Raw genomic sequence first — 5,839 nt, forward strand, 5'->3', positions numbered from 1 at the left:
TTCAAATTTTGCTTTAGACATGAGTTGTCCCTCTAGGTACGGATTTAGGTGGCTTTGATGACCACGCAACCAAAATTATTGGTAAGGAGTATATATCAAAAGGAGATAATTGCTTGGAGAGCTGGTGCTGATACCCAGAGTTGAACTGGGGACCTCACCCTTACCAAGGGTGCGCTCTACCGACTGAGCTATATCAGCACTCAAAAATTGGAGCGGGCAGCGGGAATCGAACCCGCATCATCAGCTTGGAAGGCTGAGGTAATAGCCATTATACGATGCCCGCACACGTAACTCTGAGAGCTATTTCCTTAAGAATATGGTGGAGGGGGACGGATTCGAACCATCGAAGGCGGAGCCGGCAGATTTACAGTCTGCTCCCTTTGGCCACTCGGGAACCCCTCCAAATTTTTTCTTCATTCTTTCGAAAAAGAATGGTGCCGACTACCGGAATCGAACTGGTGACCTACTGATTACAAGTCAGTTGCTCTACCTACTGAGCTAAGTCGGCATAAGTGGAGCGCATTCTATTGAATGATGCTCAGCCTTGCAAGCCTAAATATTAAAAAAAAACCAATTTTCCATAAATCTCGCCTGTTCGTTGCTTTTTCAAGCAAAATGCGTTTTCTCACTCAATTCTATCGTTTAAGGCATTTCCATTCTTTTCACCTTAATGTATGTTTCATCCTCTTCTTTTTTCTGTCATTCATCGTTAGGTATTTTATGGGTCCTTATATCTCTTTTGATCGCAATCAATGGGCCGAGCTACGTAACTCTGTCCCAATGACTCTCTCTGAGGCTGACTTAAAAGAGCTACAAGGTATTAATGAAAACCTAACGATGAAAGAAACGGCTGAGATTTATCTGCCTTTGGCTCGCTTACTTAATTTATACGTGGCCGCCAGACAAAGCCGAAATGCGGTTTTGCATCAATTTCTCGGTAATACCGATATATCGCCTCCTTTTATCATTGGCATCGCAGGAAGTGTCGCCGTTGGGAAAAGTACTACGGCGCGTTTGTTAAAAGCGCTTCTTTCACGCTGGGAGAATCATCCCAAAGTTGAACTGATCACGACAGATGGGTTTCTTTTTCCCAACAAAATTCTTAATGAGAGAGGAATTATGGGGAAAAAGGGGTTTCCTGAATCTTATGATATGAAACGTCTGGTACAGTTTGTGTCGGATGTTAAAGCAGGAAAAAGAAATGTAAGCGCGCCGATCTATTCACATCTTACTTACGACATCACCACTGAAGAGAAAGTCGTCGATAGGCCAGATGTGTTGATCATTGAAGGATTGAACGTCTTGCAAAGCGGCATGGATTATCCACACGATCCACATCGAGTGTTTATATCTGATTTCTTAGATTTCTCACTGTATGTCGATGCGGACAGTCAACTTATTGAAAAGTGGTATGTTGAACGCTTTATGAAGTTTCGTCACAGCGCCTTTAAGGAGACGGGGTCGTACTTTAGCCACTACACAAAACTGTCTGAGCTAGAGGCGAGAGAAAAAGCTGAGAGCATTTGGCACTCGATCAACGGTAAAAATCTGCAACATAATATTTTACCGACCAAAGAGCGCGCTCAGTTAGTTTTGCGTAAAGGCCTCAATCATACTGTGGAAGAGATACTACTAAGAAAATAGTTTGGTAAAGCGGTTACTCTGCCTTGCGTAACGATATTTCGCCACCAATGTAACTCTCCATTCCATTCTCTGTTTCTAGCAACACCGCTCCATATTCGTTGATCCCGTGCACCACGCCATAGACCTCTTTGGGGCCCATAAGCAGTTTAACTTTTCGACCAATAAAGTTATCGAGTCGATTCCAGCGCGGTATAAAATCCTTCATCCCATAAAGCTCGTAATCACGTAGCGCTTGGTCTAATGATTGAATAAAGACAATAGCGAGCAAGTTCCTGTCTATTTTCAGACCGTCGGCTACCTGCGACAAACTTGCCCATGGCTGGTCAATGGCTTGCTCATTTTCGGGCATGAAAATGTTCATTCCCATCCCAATCACTAAATGTGCCGCTGCGCCAGCCTGCCCTGTCATTTCGACTAAAATGCCCGCCAGCTTTCTATCCTGAAAATAGAGATCGTTCGGCCACTTAAGCTTTACACCGTCAAATCCGATGCTTGCTAGCGCTTCCACAATCGCGACCCCGACCACAAGGCTAAGCCCCATTGCGGCCGCCATCCCTGCGTCGAGTCGCCAGTACATGGAAACATAAAGATTGCTGCCAAAAGGCGATATCCACTGACGCCCACGCCGACCCCGTCCATTAGCCTGATACTCTGCTAAGCAAACGCTGCCCGAAGCAAGGTTATCTACACGTTCTAACAGGTATTGGTTGGTTGAATCGATAATGGGGAAAAGCTCGACAGGGTTACGCACGGCATTTTGGATCTGTGTCGCATCAAGTAGATTCAGTGATTGAGCAAGCTGATAGCCTTTGCCTTGGACGCGGAAAATATCAATTCCCCACTCCTGAATCCCTTTAATATGCTTACTGACTGCGGCGCGAGAAATACCAAGTTCGGCTCCTAGCAACTCACCAGAACAAAACTCGCCACTGGCCAGATGACGAAGTAATGATAGTTTGACACTGTGCTCTTTCACTTTAATTCCTTAGCAAGATGCTCAAGGTTCGTTTCACCCATCGCATCTAAAAATCGGACTTCATGCTCTAAAGATATCGAAAATTTATCCTGAACTGCTATGCAAACTTTAATTGCTAGTTGAATGACATCAAAGGCTGTAGCGCTACCTTTATTTACCAACACTAAAGCTTGCTTCGGATGCACTTGAGCATCACCTAAGCTATACCCTTTGAGCCCACATTGATCAATCAACCACCCAGCCGCTACTTTTCTGCCTTCTTCCACGGGGTAAGAAACAAGATCGGGATAACTCTCAAGAAGAGCCTGCCAATGTTCTAAACTAATAATTGGATTTTTAAAGAAGCTTCCTGCATTACCTAACACCCGCGGATCGGGTAATTTGGCATTGCGAGTAGCGCATACCCGTTTATAAATATCAATAGCTTGGCAGGTGTGACTATCCAGTTCTTGCAAAGGTCCATAATTCAGTACGGGTTGCCATTGCTTCAATAGCTTTAGTCCTACCGCTACAACGATCGCGTTACTGTGCAAAGCGTGCTTAAAAATAGAATCACGATAACCAAATAGACATTGTTTGGCGCTCAGGCGCTTGACGGTTAAGGAGTCTAAACAGAGATAATCAACGTAATCACACACATCTTGAAACTCTACACCATAAGCGCCAATATTTTGAATAGGAGCAGAACCTGCACAACCAGGTATCAAAGCCAAATTTTCAAGACCTGCAATATTTTGCTTCACAGCCCATTCAACAAGTGAAGGCCAATCCTCACCACCAGAAACATGCAAATAATGGTAATTATCATCCTGCGTGTGCTGTAACCCTTTCAGTTGGTTGCTTAAAACCATTCCTTGAAAATCACAAGTAAAAAGGACATTGCTACCTTTTCCTAACATCAACTTAGGCAAAGTCTGCCATTCTGCGCTCTGGTAAATTTCCACCAAATCTTGCACAGAGAAAACTTCAGCTAATAATTGACAAGATTGTTCTAGGCCAAAAGTGTGGTATTTTTTTAAGCTCGCATTGGGATGTAATTGCATGGCATTCTATGGATAAATTAAACTCACGCCATTCTACAACAGATAACTATTCGAAGCAGGAAGAAATGTGGCAACTACAATTTGACATACTCCCCCCGATAAAACTTCCTTTGATCAAACGAATGTACAAAGAACATTACCCTTCAGCAAAAGCTAGGAAAGATGAATTGTGCGTTATAGGCACGCTCGATGGGCAGATATCTGCTGTTGTCAGATTTAAAAATATTGATGTATATCGATTACTGACTGGCATGCTTGTGCTGCCAGAAAACCAAAAAAAAGGGATTGGGTCGCAGTTGCTCAATTATTGCAGCGAGAATATTCTCAATAATCAGGATTATTGCTTCGCATACGCTCATCTTGAGCCCTTTTATGCTCGTCATGGTTTTCACTCCATAATGACAGAAGAACTACCAATAGCTCTTATGCAACGGTTTGAGCGCTATGTATCCAGTGGTAAAGATCTCATTCCTATGAGATACCTAGGCTAGTATGACGAGAATGCGCGGCTTTTCTAGCAATTGAACCGTTGAATTTGGTAATATCCCCAGTTCGCAATTTTGCAAATAAGTAAGGTAAATCATCCAATATGATTGCTCATAGAAACCCATTCGAGCGATTGCCGACCATCGCACAATCACCGGATCATTTTGAAGTTTTATTTTCGGCAAAAGAATTTAAAAATCATCTGATCCAGTCGATCCGTCAGGCAAGTAAACGAATCTATCTTGTAGCGCTGTATTTAGAAGATGACGAAGCAGGCAGAGAAGTTTTAACGGAGCTATATAATGCCAAGCAAAGAAACCCTGGCTTAGATATTGCGATTTGCGTTGATTGGCATAGAGCGCAACGTGGATTAATTGGTGCGGCCGCTTCGGAAGGCAATGCTTCAATGTATCAAGAGTTCTCTCAGAACCACGAACACGCCATTCCCGTATACGGCATCCCCGTGCGAGGTCGCGAAGTTTTTGGTGTTTTACATCTCAAAGGTTTTATTGTCGACGACCAGGTGATCTATAGCGGAGCAAGCCTTAATAACGTTTATTTGCATCACAAAGAGCGCTATCGATTCGACCGCTATCACACCATCGACAATCAATCTCTTGCCGATAGCATGGTACAATTTATTCAGCAAAAAATGATAAGTCATCCTGCTGTCAATGACTTATCAAACACATCGAAGCCAACGACGAAAGATATCAAAACTGACATTCGGCAATTTAGAGCCTCTCTAGCAACAGCAAACTATGAGTTTGAGTCACAGATCCCAACAGCCGATCAAGTGGCTTTGACGCCACTGGTAGGTATTGGAAAGCGTCGAAATAAACTCAACCACAATATTAACCAACTGATCGCTCATGCTAAAGATGAAGTCTTTATCTGCACTCCGTATTTCAATTTTCCAAAAAGTGTCGCTAAAGAAGTTAAGAAAGCATTGAAACGGGGTGTAAAAGTTCACATTGTCGTTGGCGATAAAACGGCAAACGATTTCTATATTTCCCCAGAGCAAACCTTCAAGACAATCGGCGGCTTACCTTATTTATATGAGCTTAATCTACGCCGTTTTGCCAAAGTAAATGAAGCTCATATTGCCAGTCGAAATCTTTCTATCCATCTCTGGAAACATGAAGAGAATAGCTTCCATCTAAAAGGCGTATGGGTGGATAAGCGCTACATGTTGATCACTGGTAATAACTTAAATCCAAGAGCATGGAAGCTCGATCTCGAGAATGCCATTCTCATCCAAGATCACTATCACCACTTAACACCTAAGTTTGAGCAAGAGATCGACAACATCCTTCGACACACTCAACTTGTTTGTACCTACAAACAACTAGAGAAGATAGAAAACTACCCTGATGCGGTACAAAAACTACTGCGTAAAGTAACGCGAGTTAAGGCCGATAGAGTGCTCAAACAGATTCTGTAAAGCACAACACTAAACGATTAGCCGACACAACGTGTCGGCTTTTTTATATGCCTACACGTTGTTTTCATATGGCTATTGATTGAGATAGTAGCGCCTTTCATGCAGCTACTCTGTTCGATGAACATAAGCCAAAAGAATTTCAGCGCTCAAGAGGACATCAAGGAATAAGCACAGGGAATCTAGTTGCAATAGAGAGAGCTTAAAACGACTTAAGCATCTCATTGAAACTCAAACGAAAAAAGCCCT

Annotated in this window: 5 protein-coding genes and 4 tRNA genes; 3 read left to right on the forward strand and 6 right to left on the reverse strand. The window is 43.0% G+C overall.

Annotated features, from left to right (window positions below):
- Positions 1-122: 122 nt before the first annotated feature.
- The 4 genes from PL85_RS18370 to PL85_RS18385 all read right to left on the reverse strand — a co-directional run bounded on the left by PL85_RS18370 (position 123) and on the right by PL85_RS18385 (position 508).
- Positions 123-198, reverse strand: a tRNA-Thr gene (locus PL85_RS18370).
- 10 nt (positions 199-208) lie between these two features.
- Positions 209-283 (reverse strand) — tRNA-Gly (locus PL85_RS18375).
- A gap of 34 nt (positions 284-317) precedes the next feature.
- A tRNA-Tyr gene (locus PL85_RS18380) sits at positions 318-402 on the reverse strand.
- Positions 403-432: 30 nt separating this feature from the next.
- Positions 433-508 (reverse strand) — tRNA-Thr (locus PL85_RS18385).
- Between the two features lie 212 nt (positions 509-720).
- On the opposite strand from PL85_RS18385, the gene coaA reads away from it, so the two are divergent.
- The gene (coaA, locus tag PL85_RS18390) at positions 721-1,644 is read left to right on the forward strand and encodes a type I pantothenate kinase (protein ID WP_010318972.1); all 924 of its coding nucleotides are present in this window, start codon (positions 721-723) and stop codon (positions 1,642-1,644) included.
- Between the two features lie 13 nt (positions 1,645-1,657).
- Here coaA and birA read toward each other — a convergent pair whose 3' ends face one another.
- Both birA and murB read right to left on the reverse strand, forming a co-directional pair.
- A complete protein-coding gene (gene birA, locus PL85_RS18395) occupies positions 1,658-2,620 on the reverse strand; it encodes a bifunctional biotin--[acetyl-CoA-carboxylase] ligase/biotin operon repressor BirA (RefSeq protein WP_013857958.1) in 963 nt (320 codons plus the stop codon).
- A complete protein-coding gene (gene murB, locus PL85_RS18400; RefSeq protein WP_088731509.1) occupies positions 2,617-3,663 on the reverse strand; it encodes a UDP-N-acetylmuramate dehydrogenase in 1,047 nt (348 codons plus the stop codon). Before murB ends, birA begins: the two co-directional genes overlap by 4 nt.
- Before the next feature lie 8 nt (positions 3,664-3,671).
- Between murB and PL85_RS18405 the strand changes: the two genes are divergently transcribed.
- Positions 3,672-4,154, forward strand: coding sequence for a GNAT family N-acetyltransferase (locus PL85_RS18405; protein ID WP_013857960.1), 483 nt, complete (start codon positions 3,672-3,674; stop codon positions 4,152-4,154).
- Between the two features lie 98 nt (positions 4,155-4,252).
- Positions 4,253-5,593 carry a CDP-diacylglycerol--serine O-phosphatidyltransferase gene (pssA, locus tag PL85_RS18410; RefSeq protein WP_013857962.1) on the forward strand — a complete coding sequence of 447 codons (1,341 nt, stop codon included), beginning with the start codon at positions 4,253-4,255 and terminating at the stop codon, positions 5,591-5,593.
- Positions 5,594-5,839: the final 246 nt, after the last annotated feature.

It is taken from the genome of Vibrio anguillarum, from assembly GCF_001989995.2.
Classification (GTDB): Bacteria; Pseudomonadota; Gammaproteobacteria; order Enterobacterales; family Vibrionaceae; genus Vibrio; species Vibrio anguillarum.